Annotated in this window: 16 protein-coding genes; 8 read left to right on the top strand and 8 right to left on the bottom strand. The window is 40.4% G+C overall.

The features are described from left to right. Positions 1-301: 301 nt before the first annotated feature. The 3 genes from pgl to pgi all read right to left on the bottom strand — a co-directional run bounded on the left by pgl (position 302) and on the right by pgi (position 4,406). Complete coding sequence (pgl, locus tag C2M25_RS16080; RefSeq protein WP_054563611.1) at positions 302-1,012, bottom strand: 6-phosphogluconolactonase; 711 nt, start codon at positions 1,010-1,012, stop codon at positions 302-304. A 5-nt stretch (positions 1,013-1,017) separates the two neighbouring features. Then, the gene (gene zwf, locus C2M25_RS16075; protein ID WP_063706958.1) at positions 1,018-2,490 is read right to left on the bottom strand and encodes a glucose-6-phosphate dehydrogenase; all 1,473 of its coding nucleotides are present in this window, start codon (positions 2,488-2,490) and stop codon (positions 1,018-1,020) included. 269 nt (positions 2,491-2,759) lie between these two features. Further along, positions 2,760-4,406 carry a glucose-6-phosphate isomerase gene (gene pgi, locus C2M25_RS16070; RefSeq protein ID WP_063706956.1) on the bottom strand — a complete coding sequence of 549 codons (1,647 nt, stop codon included), beginning with the start codon at positions 4,404-4,406 and terminating at the stop codon, positions 2,760-2,762. Between the two features lie 348 nt (positions 4,407-4,754). On the opposite strand from pgi, the gene C2M25_RS16065 reads away from it, so the two are divergent. Then, positions 4,755-5,786 (top strand): LacI family DNA-binding transcriptional regulator, encoded by a 1,032-nt coding sequence (locus C2M25_RS16065; RefSeq protein ID WP_063706954.1) that lies wholly within the window; start codon positions 4,755-4,757, stop codon positions 5,784-5,786. A gap of 65 nt (positions 5,787-5,851) precedes the next feature. Here C2M25_RS16065 and C2M25_RS16060 read toward each other — a convergent pair whose 3' ends face one another. The 3 genes from C2M25_RS16060 to C2M25_RS16050 all read right to left on the bottom strand — a co-directional run bounded on the left by C2M25_RS16060 (position 5,852) and on the right by C2M25_RS16050 (position 9,504). Next, a complete protein-coding gene (locus C2M25_RS16060; RefSeq protein ID WP_105181550.1) occupies positions 5,852-8,107 on the bottom strand; it encodes an aminotransferase class V-fold PLP-dependent enzyme in 2,256 nt (751 codons plus the stop codon). Positions 8,108-8,225: 118 nt separating this feature from the next. Further along, on the bottom strand, positions 8,226-9,293 hold the full coding sequence (locus tag C2M25_RS16055; protein WP_105175172.1) for an AI-2E family transporter: 1,068 nt from the start codon (positions 9,291-9,293) through the stop codon (positions 8,226-8,228). Next, on the bottom strand, positions 9,286-9,504 hold the full coding sequence (locus tag C2M25_RS16050; protein ID WP_063706947.1) for a hypothetical protein: 219 nt from the start codon (positions 9,502-9,504) through the stop codon (positions 9,286-9,288). The genes C2M25_RS16055 and C2M25_RS16050 overlap by 8 nt, the downstream gene beginning before the upstream one ends. A gap of 155 nt (positions 9,505-9,659) precedes the next feature. Between C2M25_RS16050 and C2M25_RS16045 the strand changes: the two genes are divergently transcribed. From C2M25_RS16045 to C2M25_RS16025, 5 genes are read left to right on the top strand one after another with little or no spacing between them, the layout of a single operon-like run. Beyond that, complete coding sequence (locus C2M25_RS16045; protein WP_063706945.1) at positions 9,660-10,325, top strand: hypothetical protein; 666 nt, start codon at positions 9,660-9,662, stop codon at positions 10,323-10,325. A 1-nt stretch (position 10,326) separates the two neighbouring features. After that, positions 10,327-11,787, top strand: a complete 1,461-nt coding sequence (locus tag C2M25_RS16040) for a M48 family metalloprotease (protein ID WP_105181548.1) — start codon at positions 10,327-10,329, stop codon at positions 11,785-11,787. A gap of 54 nt (positions 11,788-11,841) precedes the next feature. Then, positions 11,842-12,189, top strand: coding sequence for an arsenate reductase (glutaredoxin) (gene arsC / locus C2M25_RS16035; protein WP_063706941.1), 348 nt, complete (start codon positions 11,842-11,844; stop codon positions 12,187-12,189). After that, the gene (gene wrbA / locus C2M25_RS16030) at positions 12,189-12,743 is read left to right on the top strand and encodes an NAD(P)H:quinone oxidoreductase (protein WP_063706939.1); all 555 of its coding nucleotides are present in this window, start codon (positions 12,189-12,191) and stop codon (positions 12,741-12,743) included. Before arsC ends, wrbA begins: the two co-directional genes overlap by 1 nt. Beyond that, positions 12,740-13,195: a DUF2069 domain-containing protein gene (locus C2M25_RS16025; protein ID WP_062566939.1), complete on the top strand. Its 456-nt coding sequence runs from the start codon at positions 12,740-12,742 to the stop codon at positions 13,193-13,195. Before wrbA ends, C2M25_RS16025 begins: the two co-directional genes overlap by 4 nt. An 83-nt stretch (positions 13,196-13,278) precedes the next feature. On the opposite strand, the gene C2M25_RS16020 is transcribed toward C2M25_RS16025, so the two are convergent. Continuing rightward, positions 13,279-14,616 (bottom strand): ankyrin repeat domain-containing protein, encoded by a 1,338-nt coding sequence (locus C2M25_RS16020; protein ID WP_063706937.1) that lies wholly within the window; start codon positions 14,614-14,616, stop codon positions 13,279-13,281. A 301-nt stretch (positions 14,617-14,917) separates the two neighbouring features. Then, on the bottom strand, positions 14,918-15,511 hold the full coding sequence (locus C2M25_RS16015; protein WP_063706935.1) for an MlaC/ttg2D family ABC transporter substrate-binding protein: 594 nt from the start codon (positions 15,509-15,511) through the stop codon (positions 14,918-14,920). A 235-nt stretch (positions 15,512-15,746) separates the two neighbouring features. Here C2M25_RS16015 and C2M25_RS16010 point away from each other — a divergent pair, with 235 nt between their 5' ends. Beyond that, positions 15,747-16,283: an acyloxyacyl hydrolase gene (locus C2M25_RS16010; RefSeq protein ID WP_105181546.1), complete on the top strand. Its 537-nt coding sequence runs from the start codon at positions 15,747-15,749 to the stop codon at positions 16,281-16,283. A gap of 40 nt (positions 16,284-16,323) precedes the next feature. After that, positions 16,324-16,470 (top strand): DUF2897 family protein, encoded by a 147-nt coding sequence (locus C2M25_RS16005; RefSeq protein WP_105175176.1) that lies wholly within the window; start codon positions 16,324-16,326, stop codon positions 16,468-16,470. The last annotated feature ends 27 nt before the right edge of the window (positions 16,471-16,497 follow it).

The following is a 16,497-nucleotide window of genomic DNA, read 5'->3' as shown; positions in this document are numbered from 1 at the left end:
CTGTTATCTAACAATAAATTAGCTTAAAAAACTACCGTGTTTCTAAAAGCACGCTGTCATGTACAAATTATTTTTAACTTTTTCTGGGCAGAATGAGTTAAAGGGAATATTAAGAATAACAATCAATAACAATGACAGCGCTGTCATTTTAATTATATAGAGCCCTTTTGTACTTGTCTAACTCTTTATCGGGCTATTTAAAGAAAACGAGTTTATGCAAAACTGATCGTTAAAGGTGAGTATTTAAAAACAAAAAAGCGAGCATAATAGCTCGCTTTTGGCATAGAGTTTAATCTGGCGATTAAGGTGCCCAATAAACTTCAATATTGATATGTGGGTGATTCAATACAGCACGTAAAGGCATGTCAGCAACTGCACCGCCCTCTTTCGCTTGCTTGTAAACAGCGAGCTTTTCTTCACCACTAATTAAAAGCTTCACAACTTTAGAATCTGCAATCGCAGATAAAGTTAGTGTCATACGCTCAGTGATTTTACCTGTTACATCGCTTTCAATGGCATTAATTGCACATACTAAATCATCTGTTGCTAGACCGTGTTCAAGACCTTCGGCATGAGGGAAAAGAGAAGCCGTATGACCATCAGGGCCCATGCCTAAAATCGTCACATCAAAAGGACGCTTTAATGCTTTGTATGCAGCTTCACATTCAGCTACACCGTTTTGCGCCGTTAATGCGTCATTTTTCATTGTCACGAAATTAGCAGCTGCGCCATGGTTTTGTAATAGCGTGCTTTTGATAAATGCTTCATTACTTTTTTCATGATCAGCATCAACCCAACGCTCATCAACCATAGCAACATCAATGTTTGCCCAATCAAGTTCAAGGTTTGATAAGTGCTTATATGCAGGTGCTGGCGATGAGCCACCCGATACCATCAATACCGCGCGACCATCTTCTTTAATACCAGCAACAAGGCTTTGCTCAAGGCTTGAAGAAAGCTCAGCTGTTAATTCGTCTTTGTTTGCAAAGAATTTTTCAACAATTGTTGCCATCTTAATTACGCCTTATCGCCTGTGTTAAACCAAACATGGTTGTTTTCTTCTAAAAGCTCATCTGCATCTTCAGGGCCCCATGTACCAGCACGGTATAACGATGGTGCACCTTTTTCTTGCCAACGCTCAATGATTGGGTCAATCCATTTCCATGCTTGACGCACTTCATCACGGTGAATAAACAGCGATGGGTTATTTGCTGCGGCATCTAACATTAAGCGCTTGTAAGCATCTGAATGGAAACCATTACTATACGCTTGCGATAACTCAATGTTCATAGTAACTGGCTCTAATTGCATCTCAAGGTTATCAAGGCGCTTAGACATCAGTGTTAATTGAATTGTTTCTTCTGGTTGCAGACGAATAACAAGACGGTTTGGTTCAATGTTACCTACGTTGTCGGTATAAACGTTGTGAGACACTTTTTTGTATTCAACAACGATTTCAGCACAACGCTTTTTCATACGTTTACCGGTACGAAGATAGAAAGGCACACCAGCCCAACGCCAATTATCGATATGCGCACGAATTGCAACAAAAGTTTCTGTTTTACTCGCACCTTCGTTTAATTCTTCTAAGTAACCTGGGACGATTTTACCGTCTAAGTTACCTGGTACGTACTGACCACGGACAATGTTTGCATCAACATCTTCCGCCACTAACGGACGTAACGACTCAAGTACTTTTAATTTTTCAGTACGGATGCTGTTTGCGTTTAATTTGTTTGGTGATTCCATTGCCACTAAGCAAAGTAATTGTAGCAAGTGGTTTTGAACCATATCGCGTAATGCACCCGCTTTATCGTAGAAACCAGCGCGGCTTTCTAGACCCACTGTTTCTGATAAGCTAATTTGGATGTTATCGATTGATTTAGCATCCCATAGATTTTCAAACAGTGAGTTTGAAAAACGCAGTGCCATTAAGTTTTGTACGGTTTCTTTACCTAAGTAATGGTCAATACGGAATACTTGCTCTTCTTTGAAGTATTCAGCAATTTTTGCATTGATTGCTTCAGCAGATTCACCACAGTAACCAATTGGCTTTTCAACAACAACACGTGATGTTTCTGTGATTAAACCTTTCTTAGATAGGATTTCACAGCAGCTACCGTAAACCGCAGGTGGTAATGAAAGGTAAAAAACACGAGACTTATCAGCATCGTGTTCATTAAGAATATCTCTTAGTTTATCCCAGTCATCGTCGGCTTCTGTCACATTAGATACAACGGGTACAAGGTAAGCTGAAAACGCTTTCCAATCTTTTGCGTTGTACTCACCTTTACCTAAAAAGTCTTGTAACGCTTTATGTGCTGTTTCGATGTATTCTTTACGTTTGCTTTCTTCGCGTACCGTAGGAAGGATACGAGAACCTTGAGGAAGGTTGCCCTCTTGATAAGCGCGATACATTGCAGGAAGTAATTTGCGTAACGCAAGATCACCGCCGCCCCCAAAAATTACGATATCAAATGGATTTAACATATATCACTCTCTACATTGGCAATGCCATGTTAATCGACTCATGCAGTATGGCAGTGCGTGTTGTTATCTGGTTGATTTGGCTGTGTTAGATGATCCCTTTAACAAAGCCTGTTGAATTTTTTTGTAAGTAGCTTACTCATTATTCTTATGTTGGCTGAAGTAAATGAGTCTTAGGGGCTCTGTAAATCCTCTCACAAAAATACAGGCCCTAAGAACTCCAGCGCTACCCGTTCAAAGGTATTCGGTTTGCAGCTGTTGCTGCGAATCTATTACTGCTTACGATGTGTTTTATAGTAAGCGATCAGTCCATTGGTTGAGCTGTCGTGTGGATGACTTACTGCGTCATCAAATAATTCAGCTTCAATTTTAGAGGCAAGTCCCTTACCTAGCTCTACACCCCATTGGTCAAATGAACAGATTTCTAAGATAATGCCTTGGCAGAAGATCTTGTGCTCATAAAGCGCAATTAAACGTCCTACCGTTTTCGCATCAACTTTATCTAATAACATTGACGTTGTTGGGCGATTGCCTTGGTGAATCTTGTGATTCAATAATTCTGCAATTTCTGCTTCAGATTTACCTTTCGCGGTTAAATCTGCAGTTACTTGCTCTGCATCAACACCGGCCATCATTGCTTCGGTTTGTGCAAAGAAGTTTGATAATAAAATATCATGGTGCTTACCAACATTGACTTGCGGCTCAATTGAAGCAATAAAGTCAGCAGGTACAATCACATTACCTTGGTGCAGACATTGGTAAAAAGCATGTTGGCCATTGATACCTGTCATGCCCCAAATGATTGGAACCGTCGTGTAAGGAACCGTTTCACCTGCGAAAGTAACATGTTTACCGTTACTTTCCATCTCACCTTGCTGCAAATATGCAGGTAACATGTGTAGTGCTTGGTCATACGGTAAAATTGCTTGCGCCGTATAGCCTAAAAAGCTTGTGTTCCAAACACTTAAAAGCGCCATTAATAATGGTACGTTATTTTCAAATTCAGCATTTTTAAAATGCTCATCAATTTCAAACGCACCTTCTAGGATTTCTTCGAACGCATCGAAGCCTAGGTACAGGGCGATTGGTAATCCTATCGCACTCCATAAAGAAAAGCGACCGCCTACCCAATCCCACATTGTGAATACGTTTTCATCAGCGATACCAAAGGCCGCTGTTTTTTCTAAATTGGTGCTTACAGCCACAAAGTGCTTAGCAATATGCTCTTGTGCTTGGGCTGTTTGTAAAAACCACTCAACGGCTGATTTAGCGTTAGTCATGGTTTCTGAGGTGGTAAACGTTTTAGATGAGATTACAAATAATGTTGTCTCAACGTCTAAACCTTGTAAAACAGATGCAATTTGAACGCCATCAACATTTGATACGTAATGCACATTTAATGTGTCATCAGCATAAGCTGCAAGTGCTTCAGTTGCCATTTGCGGGCCTAGGTTTGAACCACCTACACCAATTGCAACAACATCTTTCACCGCTTTACCTGTGTAACCTAACCACTCGCCACTGCGCACTTTGCTAACAAAAGCTTTCATTTTAGCAAGCTCAGCGTTAACTGCGTCTGTTACGTTTTCGCCATCAACCATCACAGCTGTATTAGCACGGTTACGTAAAGCAGTATGAAGTACCGCACGGTCTTCAGTGAAGTTGATTTTCTCACCACTGAACATTTTTTCACGCCATGCGCTAATGTCACACTCTTTCGCTAAAGCAATAAGCTGTTCAAAAACCGTTTTATCAATTTGTTGTTTTGAGTAATCGAATAATACGCCTGGGATTTGAGCTGAGAATTGCTCGAAACGCGTGCTATCTTTGGCAAATAAATCTTTAAGATGAATTTGTTTCATCTTCTTGGCACTTTCAGATAGTGCTTGCCAACTAGCTAATTGCGAACGGCTGCTCATATATATAATCCCCTCAAAACTTGCAACAAACTGATTATTAACTATCTTTTTATTAATGTTGAATAAAGACAGCAATTAAAAACACGATGAAAATTAACACTAAGTTAAAATGACAACGCTGTCAATGTTCTACTTTTACATTTTATAGTCGAGATAATAGCGCAATTTTTCTCTTTTGACACCGGTATCATAAAAATTATCTCAATTATTTTACTGCTAATTTGGTAGAACATTAGATACACTAACTAACTTATATTAAATATTAATGTACCTATTCAGAAAAAGCGCTCTGGCGAACACTTTTCGATATTATTATAATACAAATATAACTAACTATAAAGTAACAGTATGAAAGTAACCATAAATGATGTAGCCAAGCTCGCGGGTGTTTCAATGAAAACCGTTTCGCGAGTGATTAATAAAGAGCCATCGGTCAGAAAAAAAACCTATGACATAGTGATGGATGCTGTTAACACGTTGAACTATCAACCAAATCTTGCAGCTCGTAACCTAGCAGGCACATCGTCTTTTACTGTTGGTTTAGTTTATGACAACCCGAATGCTTATTATGTCATCGACATGCAGAACGGTGTCCTTTCGCGTTGTAAAGAAGAAGGCTATGAGCTGGTTATTCATCCGTGTAATTATCTTGATGGCAACATGGAAGAAGACTTTAAAACCATGATCAAGCGCTCTCGCTTGGCAGGCCTTGTGTTAACGCCACCACTGTCAGAACAAAACAGTATCATCGAGATGCTTGATGAAATGGGCATTCATTATGTACGCGTGCTTTCTGGTCGCCCGACTGAAGAAAATCAAGATACCTGTATTTATGTAAATGACTACGCAGCTGCGTATGAAATCACCGCTCACCTACTGTCACTTGGCCATAAAAATATTGGTTTCCTGTGTGGTGATAAAGAACATAAATCAACAACTGAACGTTTAGAGGGGTATCAAGCCGCGTTAAAAGATCACAGCATTCCATTAAATGATGAGCTGATCTACGAAGGCCAATATTCATTTGAATCAGGTGTAGAAGGTGCAAAAGCATTGCTGGGTGAAAGTAATCCGAAAAACATCACCGCCCTTCTTGGCGGAAACGATGAGATGGCAGCAGGCGCATTATTCGCCTCACGCTTAATGGGAATTGAAATTCCGCAGCAATTATCAATTACCGGCTTCGAAGACTCACCGTTCTCGCGTCAAACTTGGCCAAAACTCACCACGGCTCATCAAGCCAATGATGTAATTTCACAGCATGCAGCGCGTTTACTGTTTAGAAAAACCCGTGGTGCACGCAATCAAGATAAAGACATCATCACAACCTTTACCCCTTCATTGGTGGTACGGGAAAGCTCAGGTCCTACAACAGCCTAATTTATACAAGTTACGAAAAAGCCGCTCTATAGCGGCTTTTTTAATGACTGAATTGATATTACTTATTAAAGCAATGCTAAACCGCCATTCAAGTTAAAAACGTTTTCAAAACCTAATTGCGACAAATTGTTTGCCGCTTGTTTTGAACGATTACCACTTCGACAAACCAAAATGTAGCTATGGTCTTTATCAAGCTGTCCTTGCACGATGGCGTTTGCCATACGGCTCAGTGGAATGTTGATCACTTTGCTCTCAGCAACAGTAAATAACTCGGCCAAATTATTCGCACCATGCTCATACGGCTCGCGAGTATCGATTAGGTAAGTCCCCTTATCGTCTAACATTGCTTTAGCATCGGTTGCAGCAAGCTGTTTCATTGGCGTACTTTCAAGTGTTTCAACATAGCCACATAAAGAGTGACTCATTGAATGCTTTTGCTCATCTGCTTGTTGCTTTAATTCAACAAACTGAGCATCTGATACTTGCTCGTTTAATAATTTTGCTAATAACGGTGTCGTTGCTTTTTGTGCATGCCAATCCATTGCAAAACATTGCTGATAATCATGACCTGAACAAATCACCGTTGAATCTTGTACTTCCAGTGCAAGCTGTTTTAATGACAAGGCCATTTTTGCTGCATCGCCGCCGCTAATTGCCGTATTTCCCAAGCCACCTGGTAAAATTAAATCACCACAGAAACAATAGCTAACATTACCACTTAGCGTATCTTTCAATAAATAGCTAACACTATCATCACTGTGACCCGGTGTCGCTACTTTGCTTAAATGTGCACCGCTTAATTCGATAGCTGCTGAATCTTTAGGCCAGCCAAGTTCATCTATTTCATTAACAACATAGCGCTCTGCTAGCTCTTTGGTTAATAGACAGCGAGCCGATAAACGCTCTTGGTGATTATGCGTATCGATAATTGCTTTTACTGTTAAACCTTGTGTTGCGACAATTTTCGCCATACGCGGAATAAGCTCAATAATAGGATCAATTACCACTGCATTTTTATCGCTGTCGACATAAAGCCAACAGCACGCAGCTTGATGGCGCAGTTGTGTTAAGCCAATCGCACAGACTTCTTGCTGAGGCGATGTACTATCAGACACAACCAAACAGTTTGCTTCTAGAATTGGTTTTAAAGAACGAATTTTTTCACAAGCAAAGTCAATTTCTTGCTGGCTTGCAGCTGGGCCAAATGACATGCGAATCGCATTTTCACTTTGCCAATCACTGGCTCCCATCGCATCTAAAACAAAACTACGATTTGCACCTGAGCTACACGCAGAGCCGCCACTCACACGGATACCCGCAGCATCAAATAAATCCATTACTTCTTTACTGGTTAATTCGTTCACCGCAAAGTTCAAGGTTGTTGGCACTGAATGCTCAAAACTGTGGTTAAAAGTAATACTGCCAAATGTATCTAATAGCGCACCCAGTAATTGCTCGCGATAAGCATGTAACTGCTCAAGCGGCTTAAATGTTTGATTTTGTTTATCAAGTAATAAAGAGAACAGCTTATTTAAACCAGCAATACCGGGTAAGTTCTCTGTGCCTGAACGCATTCCGCTTTCTTGGCCGCCACCGGCAATAAATGGCGTATACGCACTGCCTTTACGAATATAAAGTACACCAATGCCTTTAGGCGCATACAATTTATGACCAGAGAATGGGGCATAATCAATGGTTGTTTGGCTTAGCGCCAAGTTGGTTTTGCCTAATGCTTGTACACAGTCAACCATCCAAGCCACATTATTGTTTTCACTGCGAATAACTTGCTCAATTGCGGTTAAGTCTTGGAATACACCGGTTTCGTTGTTGACTGCCATAGTACAAATCATCAGTGCATTCGCAGCATGTTTACGAATAAACTTATGATCTAAAATACCATTTTTATCAACAGGGATTGCTAGCACCTGAGCGTTGATATCAAGCACACTGTTCCAATGCTTGAGCGTATTTGGCACCGCTTTGTGCTCTGTTGCACCATACAGTAATACCGGGTTTTCAACTTGATGATTTTTAGCTGCAATCAGTGTTGAAACAACCGCTGTTTGAATACCTTCGGTTGCACCTGAGGTAAATAAAATATCACCATCAGTCGCGCCAATAACTTCACGCGCTTTATTACGTGTTTGCTCTAATAAGTGTTTTGCTTGAATACCCGTAATATGAGAGCTTGATGGATTACCAAAACACACACGCATCGTGTGCGAAACCACATCGGCAATTTCAGGAAGTACAGGAGTCGTTGCATTCGCATCTAAATAAATTTGCTGATTAGCATCGTCAGGAAGGTAAAAATTTGCCATGTAAAACGCACCATATTACTAAAAGATATATCTTATAACCTATTTTACATTTTTCATGGCTAAATTATAATAATCAATTAGTCAGTAAAGTGCGCTTTCTATACTTTTTAAGACTAAGCTAACTTTCTATTAGCTCAACCTTCTTAGAAGACCAGGCATTTATAAGCGCTTTTACTAATGAAGCCAGCGGTATTGCAAAGAACACCCCCCAAAAACCCCACAAACCGCCAAAAAACAGTACTGCAACGATAATAAACACGGGGTTTAAATCGACCGCTTCAGAGAACAGTAACGGCACTAACACGTTGCCATCAAGTGCTTGGATCACGCCATAGATGATTAAAATGGTCCAAAATTGTGTTTCTAAACCAAACTGAAATAACGCCACGGCGGCTACAGGAATGGTCACCAATGCCGCCCCTACAAATGGAATAAGCACCGACAAGCCAACCAACACACCGAGTAAAGCTGCATAGCGAAGGTCAAGCACTGCAAAAGCGATAAAAGATGCAGTACCTACAATTAATATCTCAAACACCTTACCGCGAATATAATTCATGATTTGCTGATTCATTTCTTGCCAAACTTGAATGATCAAGCGGCGCTGTTTAGGCAATAAACGCTCAGCACTTTGCGTGAGCTCTAACTTATCTTTAAGCATAAAAAACACTAAGAGCGGCACTAAAATCAGATAAATCAACCATGCCGCCACGTCTTTTATCGAGGTTAACGACACAGAAAGGACTAACTGGCCAAATTCAATGGCTTTGGTTTCAACACTGGCAACAATTGATTTAACCTGATCTTCCGTAATTAAACTCGGGTAATCTTCTGGAAGGTGTAATAGCAGTGCTTTGCCCTTTTCGATCATATAAGGCGTTTCTTGAACAAGGTTACTGGTTTGCTGCCAAAGCACCGGCCCCATACCAACAATAATTGTGATCATTAATCCACTGAATACCAACATCACGATAATCGTCGCGGTAAACCGTTTTAAACCTAGCTTTTCTAAATGGGCAACGGGCCAATCAAGTAAATAAGCAATCACCAAGGCGACTAACACTGGTACGATTAACGAACCAAAAAAATAGAAAAATGCAAAGGTTGCAATAAGCAGTAACAACAAAGTTACTGAATGGGGATCTGAAAATTTATTTTCGTACCAGGCTTTTACATACTCAAACACGAATGGGCTCCACGGTTAGCACACCTAATTCTAGGTCAATTTTAAAATGGTAATGATGTTTTTCTAAAAATCGCTGCATATCGTCCGTTGCCTCTGCAGCATTGAATGTAAAAGTCACGGCTTGTTGAGCCGATATTGCCTTATTCAAGCCTAATTTAAACTGAATAAATTGTTGAGGACACTTATAGTCCCTTAAATCAACCGTTAACATAGCGAATCAACTGCGTTATTAATATGAATAATAAGTATAAGATGTCAGCATCTTGCAAAAATAAGTCTTTATAATGAGAAACAACTCATTTTTTTCTTAAAACACGCAAAACAATAGTTTATCCTTAATCAATAACTGGTAGTAAAGGAAACGAGATGCCTGCCTCGCATAATAAAGCGCAATTACCTGCGAATCCAACTCTTAAAGAGATTAACTGGTATAAAAAACAAATAAATTGGGGCGAGCTGCCGCCTTTTTATCATATGGTGGCATCTTCTGTTAGCGAATCTGAAGGGATTTTGGATCACGGCTTTGATAATGCGGTGAAACGATTAATTGATCCACGCAACTGGAACCTCGATTTATTAGACGGCTATGAAACCGACATGGGCGAAATTGTCTGTGAGCAAAAACCACGTATCGCATTACATCAAAGTTTTACCGACCGAGGCTTCGAATTATGGGCCTATCCTTATGCAAAAGATGTTACAGTAGATCAGTACATTAAAGACAATCGCTTTATGGAATTTAAGGTGTGGGATCCACACACCATGAAAAACCTAATTCGCTTTAACCAGCTTCATAAATTCATCGCTTTTTACTTTGAAAGAGGCGATAAAGCTGACAAAGCATTAATCCTTCATGCCCATAAAGTAGTGCATAAAATCATAACTTTTTTACAACGAGAGTTGAACGTTGTTAAGCTAGATGGAGTCACAATAAAAGATTTCTATCAATTGTGCGAAAAAGACAGCCGAGCATGCAGCGACGAAATAGACATAGCAAAAGTCATGTTAGGTGAGCAAATCAACAAGGAATAAGATGCGACTAAAATCAGCCTTTATTACACTATGCAGTGCATTACTCACATTTTCGATACTGCATAGTGAGCCGTTGAAGGCACAAACTAACTTTAAGCTGCCCGATTTAGGGACCTCAGCTTTACAAGCTTTGCCGATTGAAAAAGAACAAGCAATTGGTGAAGTGATGATGATGCAAATTCGTGGCTCATCACCCGTTGTAAGTGATCCTGTTCTTGATGAGTACCTGACCACTTTGGGCCGTCGTTTAGTCGCAAACGCCAACGATGTGCGTTTTCCATTTTCATTTTTCTGGTTAAACAACGCTGAGATTAACGCCTTTGCCTTTTACGGTGGCCATGTAGGTGTGCATACGGGTCTTATCGCTCAAGCGGATAACGAAAGCCAATTTGCTTCAGTACTTGGACATGAGATAGCTCACGTAACGCAGCGCCATTTAGCCCGTCGTATTCAACAACAGCAAGATAACAGTGCGTTAACCATCGCAGGTATGATTGCAGGTATTTTAGCTACCGTTGTGGCACCTGATGCCGGTATTGCAATTATCTCTGCAAACCAAACCCAAGCGGCATTTAGTCAATTAACTCACAGCCGTGCAGCAGAGCAAGAGGCAGACCGCATTGGTATGCAGACCTTAAATAATGCCGGATTTGATCCTCGCCAATCGAGTGAGTTTTTAACTAAACTTGCTGCACAAATCCGTTATAAATATAAGCCGCCGGCATTCTTGCTGACTCACCCATTACCTGAAAGCCGGGTTTCTGATGTGCGCTTGCGTGCCGAGCAATACCCAAAAAAACACTATGCTGATAGCTTAGAATTTAACTTAGCTAAGAGCCGTGTTATTGCCCGTTATCATCAAAAAGCCAAAGCAGCTGAAGATCTGTTTCGTAAATTAATGCGTGAAAACACCGTACATAATGATACGGCACTCAAGTACGGTTTAGGGATTAGTTTATTAGATCAGAAAAAGCTTGATGAAGCAGCCAGCATTTTGAATCCATTACTTGAGCAAGATCCAAAGAACTTATTTTATATCGATACCCACACCGACTTATTGATTGCACAAGGCAAAGCGAATGAAGCGGTAGAGTTTTTAGCTAAACTAGATATCGATAGACCAAACAATCAGGTGATTGCCTTAAACTATGCAAATGCCGCGATGGAAGCAAAACAATTTGACCTTGCTGAGCGTATTTTAAAATCTTACTTATTAGCGAAACCTGAAAACAATCTTGCAAAAGAGCTCATTGCTGATGTCTATAAAAAGCAAGAAAACATGGCTTCTTATCACGAAGCCCATGCTGATGTGCTTGCCCAATATGGCGCTTATTTAAAAGCAGCGGATGAAATTCAAAAAGCACTCAACTTTGTTGAGCCAGAAGAATTAGTAAAACAACAGCGTTTAAAAGCTCTACTCACGCAATACCGTCAATTACAAAAAGAGCTTGCGAGACTTTAAGTCTCGCAGCGCTTGCCCTAAAATAAGCCAAATTATTAAATGTGAGAACACACCATGTCTGTGACTATTTATCATAATCCGCGTTGTTCAAAATCGCGTGAAACACTTGCGCTATTAGAAAGCAATAACGTACAACCAAGTGTTGTTGAATACCTAAAAACTCCGCTTAGTGAACAGCAAATTGCGACTTTAATTAACCAACTTGGCTTTACCTCTGCCCGTGAATTAATGCGCACGAAAGAAGACATCTACAAAGAACTTGAACTTAAGAACGAACAAAACGAAGACAAGTTAATTGCAGCGATGGTTGCAAACCCTAAACTCATCGAGCGCCCTATTGTTGAGCACAATGGTAAAGCAGCCCTTGGTCGTCCGCCAGAAAACGTATTAAGCGTACTTTAATGGCTATAAACATTGTTGTGCTATATCACTCAAGCCATGGCTCTGTAGAAGCTATGGCGCATGAGATAGCCGAGTCGATTGAGCAACAAGGTGCTACAGCCTTGCTGCGCACATTTGTAAAGCGACAGCCACACGATATTGTGATCAGCAAAGATGATCTTATTAATTGTGATGGCTTGGCCTTTGGCACCCCTACGCGATTTGGCATGATGGCCTCACAAGCAAAAAGCTTCTGGGAAACCACCAGTGATCTGTGGCTTAAAGGTCAGCTGATAGATAAACCAGCTTGTGTTTTTTCGTCATCAAGCAGTATGCATGGTGGTAACGAAGCCACCTTGTTGAATCTATCATTACCACTGTTACATCACGGCATGATGTTGCTAGGTGTGCCTTATGAGGTGCCTGAATTACTTGCAACTGAAACCGGCGGTACGCCATACGGTGCAACTCATGTGGCCGGTAGCAATAACAGCAATGTATTAAGTAAAGACGAAATTAAAATTTGCCAAAGCGTTGGAAAACGCTTGGCACTGATTGCGAGTAAATTAAAATGAGCTTGGAACCTGAGCTGAATCAGCCTGTTGCCAAAAAACCAATTACAAAACGATTCCAACGTTTTGCGCTGATTGGCTATATCGGCTTATTAGTTTTAATGCCAATTTGGCTGTTTTTAATTGCCCCAAGAGAAGGCCACAGTAACGCCTTTATCTTTGTTGTATATATACTGCCTCTGCTGTTACCACTTAAGGGCATCATTCAAGATAAACCTTATACCTATGCGTGGGCGAACTTTATCGTAATGTTCTATTTCATCCATGGTTTTACATTACTATGGGTCGCACAAGAGCAGCTGATTTGGGTATTACTTGAGTTAACTTTTGCCAGTCTGATGTTTATTGGCTGCACCTATTATGCACGCCATCGTGGACAAGAACTTGGCCTTAAGATACGTAAATTAAAAGAAGAGCTGGCTGAAGAAAAAGCGGCACATGAGCACGACAAATAAACACGTTTGTTTTGCAAAAATGAAATAAAAAACGGCAACCTAGGTTGCCGTTTTTTATGTCACTTGATATAGCTTTTATGTCATCACACCAACTCAGCTAAGGTGGCTAGCGCGACAATACTTGCTAGACCCACTTGGCCAATTAAGCTAAACAATGAGAACAGTCTTAATATAAACAGCCCCCATGGATGACGGATATGCGGGTAAAGTGCACAGCGTTTCAAGCTTGTAGCAAAGAAAAAACATAAGATCGAAACCAGCGTAAAGCTCAGCGTTAATTCGCTTTTAATGGCAATACTGTCATCAAAAAAGAAGAACAACTGCACAGGTAATAACAAGGTTACAATCGCGTGTAGTAAGTGCACTTTTTTAACGCGATCAAACTGCCCTTCTGGCGAAAGCTCTTTAATGCCGAAGTCATGCTCAAGGCACTTCACTAAGTTATCTGCTTTAATGCTTACTGCTAATCGGTAGCAACTTAAACCGTCGTTGTTACGCACTCTAAAGTCATAACCCGCTTTTAAAAGCAACACGAGTAAAGGTCCATTCTCGGCTAATACAGCGTAATGTAATGCTGTATTCCCTTTGTTGTCTCGGGCTTTTTTATCTTGATGCTCAAGTATAGTCTCAACAACATTCACATAGCCTTTTTCGGTCGCCCACATAAAGGCTGTTTTACCGTTTTCGTCAGCTAATGCACCGGTTGCACCTTGCTCAATAAAACGTTTTGCCATGGTTTGTTTAGCATTTTCATGACTTAAATGAGCAAGTAAAGCTTGTTCAAGTAACGAGGCCGAATCAACATCCGGAGACACCAGTTTCAACAAGGTAAAGTAATCTTCACCATGGGCAACTTTTTCGGCCGCTAGCACTGTTAGTGGTTCAAGATCAGCCACAGAGTCAGGGATAAAACCACTAAAACGATCTCTAAAATCAACTTCGGTCCACAGCTCTAAAACATCGTCCGCAGACATTTTTGCACCGTGGTTAAGAACATGTTCAATCACAGTAAAATAGCGACGATTAAATAACTGATGGATGAGTGTAATAGGTGTTTTAACGGCTGATTGAGCGAATGCGCTGGCGTATTTCTCTAAGCGCTGGCACAACATCAAAACAAGACTTTCTGGTGTGTAGTCGTTTTCTAAAAAGTGCGCTTTCATAGCATTAATATAATGCAACGCCGCTTCATCAAACTCAGAAATATGTTGGAAATAGCACTCTTCAAACGGTTCAAGAGGAGTCAACCAAGTAAGATAATAAATCGGCGGAAGAACCGTCGTACACACACCGTCATCTTCATTAGTAGAACGACATGCCGGCCAAGCTTCTAAAGCATCTAAAATATAGGCCCCGTTTTGCTCAGCTAATCCTTTGATCAGTAACGGGTATTCCTTTGGCCAAATCAGTACATTTTCCATTAAAAAAACACAACTCCGCTGCACATTATTCGATGTCTTATTAAGCAATTAGTTATAACAAAATTTAACTGACAGTTTGCTTAATATTGCGACCAATAACACAGTATCTGAACAGATACTTTGGTAAACAAGAAAAGTAGCATGATTCTACCACAGAGGGTTACAGGTGCTAGCGCAAAGTAGGTGATTTTTAAAGAAAATAGAAAAGCAGCGGCACATGGACGGTACTCACTGCTTGGTTGGAGACTGAAAGTAGCTAAAATGCCCGATGAGGTGAAGTTAATCGAGCATTTGGGCTAACTTACTTACTTGCTAATTCGTGTGTTACTTCATCAATGCCAACTTGGCTGATGCGTTGTAAAACTTCCTTTTGCTTCGCGCTTAACAGTGAGATGCCTTCAGCAACGATATCGTATACTTTCCACTGCTTATCTTTGCCTTGACGTAATTTAAAGTGCAAATCAATGGCTGGTGCGTTGTCATCAACAATTTGCGTTTTAACGGTTGCATAACCGTCGTCGATGAGTTGTGATTGGTCAAAAATAACTTTTTGGCCTGTGTATTTCATCAGCGCGCCAGCGTAAGTGACAGTTAAGTAATGCTCAACTGCTGCTATAAAATCAACAGCTTGCTCACGACGTAAGCCCTTAATGTGCTTACCTAAAAGCTTATACGATACAAACTTAATGTCCATGTGTGGCAATAAGCGTTTTTCAACAATGCTTGCCATCGCTTCTGAACTTGCATCACCTTTCGCATTCACATTTGCAATATCAACAAATAAATCTGCTGTGACTGACTCTAATAATTGCTTAGGCGAACTGTCTTCGCTGGCAAAAGTAGATGCTGTAAAAAGAGCTGCAATTAGCAAAAATGAGTTAACTAGTTTGGTCATCGTATTCACCTCTTAACGAAAATTTTCGCTAATATACCGATAATAAATCCATAAAAAAAGAAACAATCCGACACCGTTTTAATGCCAATTAAGCACCAATCAATTTTCCCCATAGTTTTCAGTTAATTGCTAAAAAATATGAGGATGTGCACAGCGTCTGTGTATTTACGCACATTGAAAAGCCCTCCCCCTCGCCCTTATCTACTTGCTCACAGTCATAATGAGAAGTACCGAGATGAAACTAAAACGCCCATTAAAAGCACTTATGTTAAGTGCAGCTGCACTCTTAGCAGCACCCATTTATGCCGCTTCAAATCATGGTTATGCCGTTGATTACATTCAAGGGGAAGGAGATGTAAAAGGTTTAAAATTGGCTTATCAATATCATATACCCAATGAAATGTTGCCCTTGCAACACGCCCGTCTTTACTTCGAATCAAGCTTTAATATTTGGGAATATGGTAAACATAACAAACATCAAACCAATGTAGTGTTAGCCATGTCTCCCGTGATCCAATACCCTGTATTCAACGTGAAAAGCATGCCTGTGTATGTGGAGTTTGGCATTGGCGTTTCCCTGTTAGATGACACCCATTTTGCCGGCAAAAATGTCAGTACTCACTATCAGTTTGAAGATAGGTTGGGTTTAGTTGCTGACTTAGGGAGTGGCTCTACTTTAGCGCTAAGATATTTACATTACTCCAATGCTGGCTTTAAAAGCCCTAACCCCGGCCTTGATTTCATTTCTTTGTCTTATGCTAGACGGTTTTAAGTGCTACTATGAAAGCCATGTATAACTGCAGGATTTAAAAATGGAAACATGGCAAATTATTGCGGTCATTGTCGTTGTATTTGGGGTGGTTATTGGCAATTTATTGCTGCTAAAACATGCGGCGAAAATGGATTTCAAACTACCAAAAACAGATGATGAAAAAGATAAAAAAAGCCCTGATGAATGATCAGGGCTTTTTCGTTGTAAGTTTAAA

This window comes from Pseudoalteromonas sp. T1lg21 (assembly GCF_002964625.1).
GTDB classification, from domain to species: domain Bacteria; phylum Pseudomonadota; class Gammaproteobacteria; order Enterobacterales; family Alteromonadaceae; genus Pseudoalteromonas; species Pseudoalteromonas gelatinilytica.
This window is presented reverse-complemented; position numbering and strand designations above follow the sequence as displayed.

Excerpts from the sequence above, each read along its gene's own strand:
- C2M25_RS16045 (WP_063706945.1), top strand. The coding sequence starts at position 9,660 with ATGCCTGCCTCGCATAATAAAGCGCAATTACCTGCGAATCCAACTCTT.
- C2M25_RS16020 (WP_063706937.1), bottom strand. The coding sequence starts at position 14,616 with ATGGAAAATGTACTGATTTGGCCAAAGGAATACCCGTTACTGATCAAA.
- C2M25_RS16050 (WP_063706947.1), bottom strand. The coding sequence starts at position 9,504 with ATGTTAACGGTTGATTTAAGGGACTATAAGTGTCCTCAACAATTTATT.
- C2M25_RS16010 (WP_105181546.1), top strand. The coding sequence starts at position 15,747 with ATGAAACTAAAACGCCCATTAAAAGCACTTATGTTAAGTGCAGCTGCA.
- C2M25_RS16015 (WP_063706935.1), bottom strand. The coding sequence starts at position 15,511 with ATGACCAAACTAGTTAACTCATTTTTGCTAATTGCAGCTCTTTTTACA.
- C2M25_RS16040 (WP_105181548.1), top strand. The coding sequence starts at position 10,327 with ATGCGACTAAAATCAGCCTTTATTACACTATGCAGTGCATTACTCACA.
- zwf (WP_063706958.1), bottom strand. The coding sequence starts at position 2,490 with ATGTTAAATCCATTTGATATCGTAATTTTTGGGGGCGGCGGTGATCTT.
- pgl (WP_054563611.1), bottom strand. The coding sequence starts at position 1,012 with ATGGCAACAATTGTTGAAAAATTCTTTGCAAACAAAGACGAATTAACA.
- arsC (WP_063706941.1), top strand. The coding sequence starts at position 11,842 with ATGTCTGTGACTATTTATCATAATCCGCGTTGTTCAAAATCGCGTGAA.
- C2M25_RS16025 (WP_062566939.1), top strand. The coding sequence starts at position 12,740 with ATGAGCTTGGAACCTGAGCTGAATCAGCCTGTTGCCAAAAAACCAATT.
- C2M25_RS16005 (WP_105175176.1), top strand. The coding sequence starts at position 16,324 with ATGGAAACATGGCAAATTATTGCGGTCATTGTCGTTGTATTTGGGGTG.
- C2M25_RS16060 (WP_105181550.1), bottom strand. The coding sequence starts at position 8,107 with ATGGCAAATTTTTACCTTCCTGACGATGCTAATCAGCAAATTTATTTA.
- wrbA (WP_063706939.1), top strand. The coding sequence starts at position 12,189 with ATGGCTATAAACATTGTTGTGCTATATCACTCAAGCCATGGCTCTGTA.
- C2M25_RS16065 (WP_063706954.1), top strand. The coding sequence starts at position 4,755 with ATGAAAGTAACCATAAATGATGTAGCCAAGCTCGCGGGTGTTTCAATG.
- pgi (WP_063706956.1), bottom strand. The coding sequence starts at position 4,406 with ATGAGCAGCCGTTCGCAATTAGCTAGTTGGCAAGCACTATCTGAAAGT.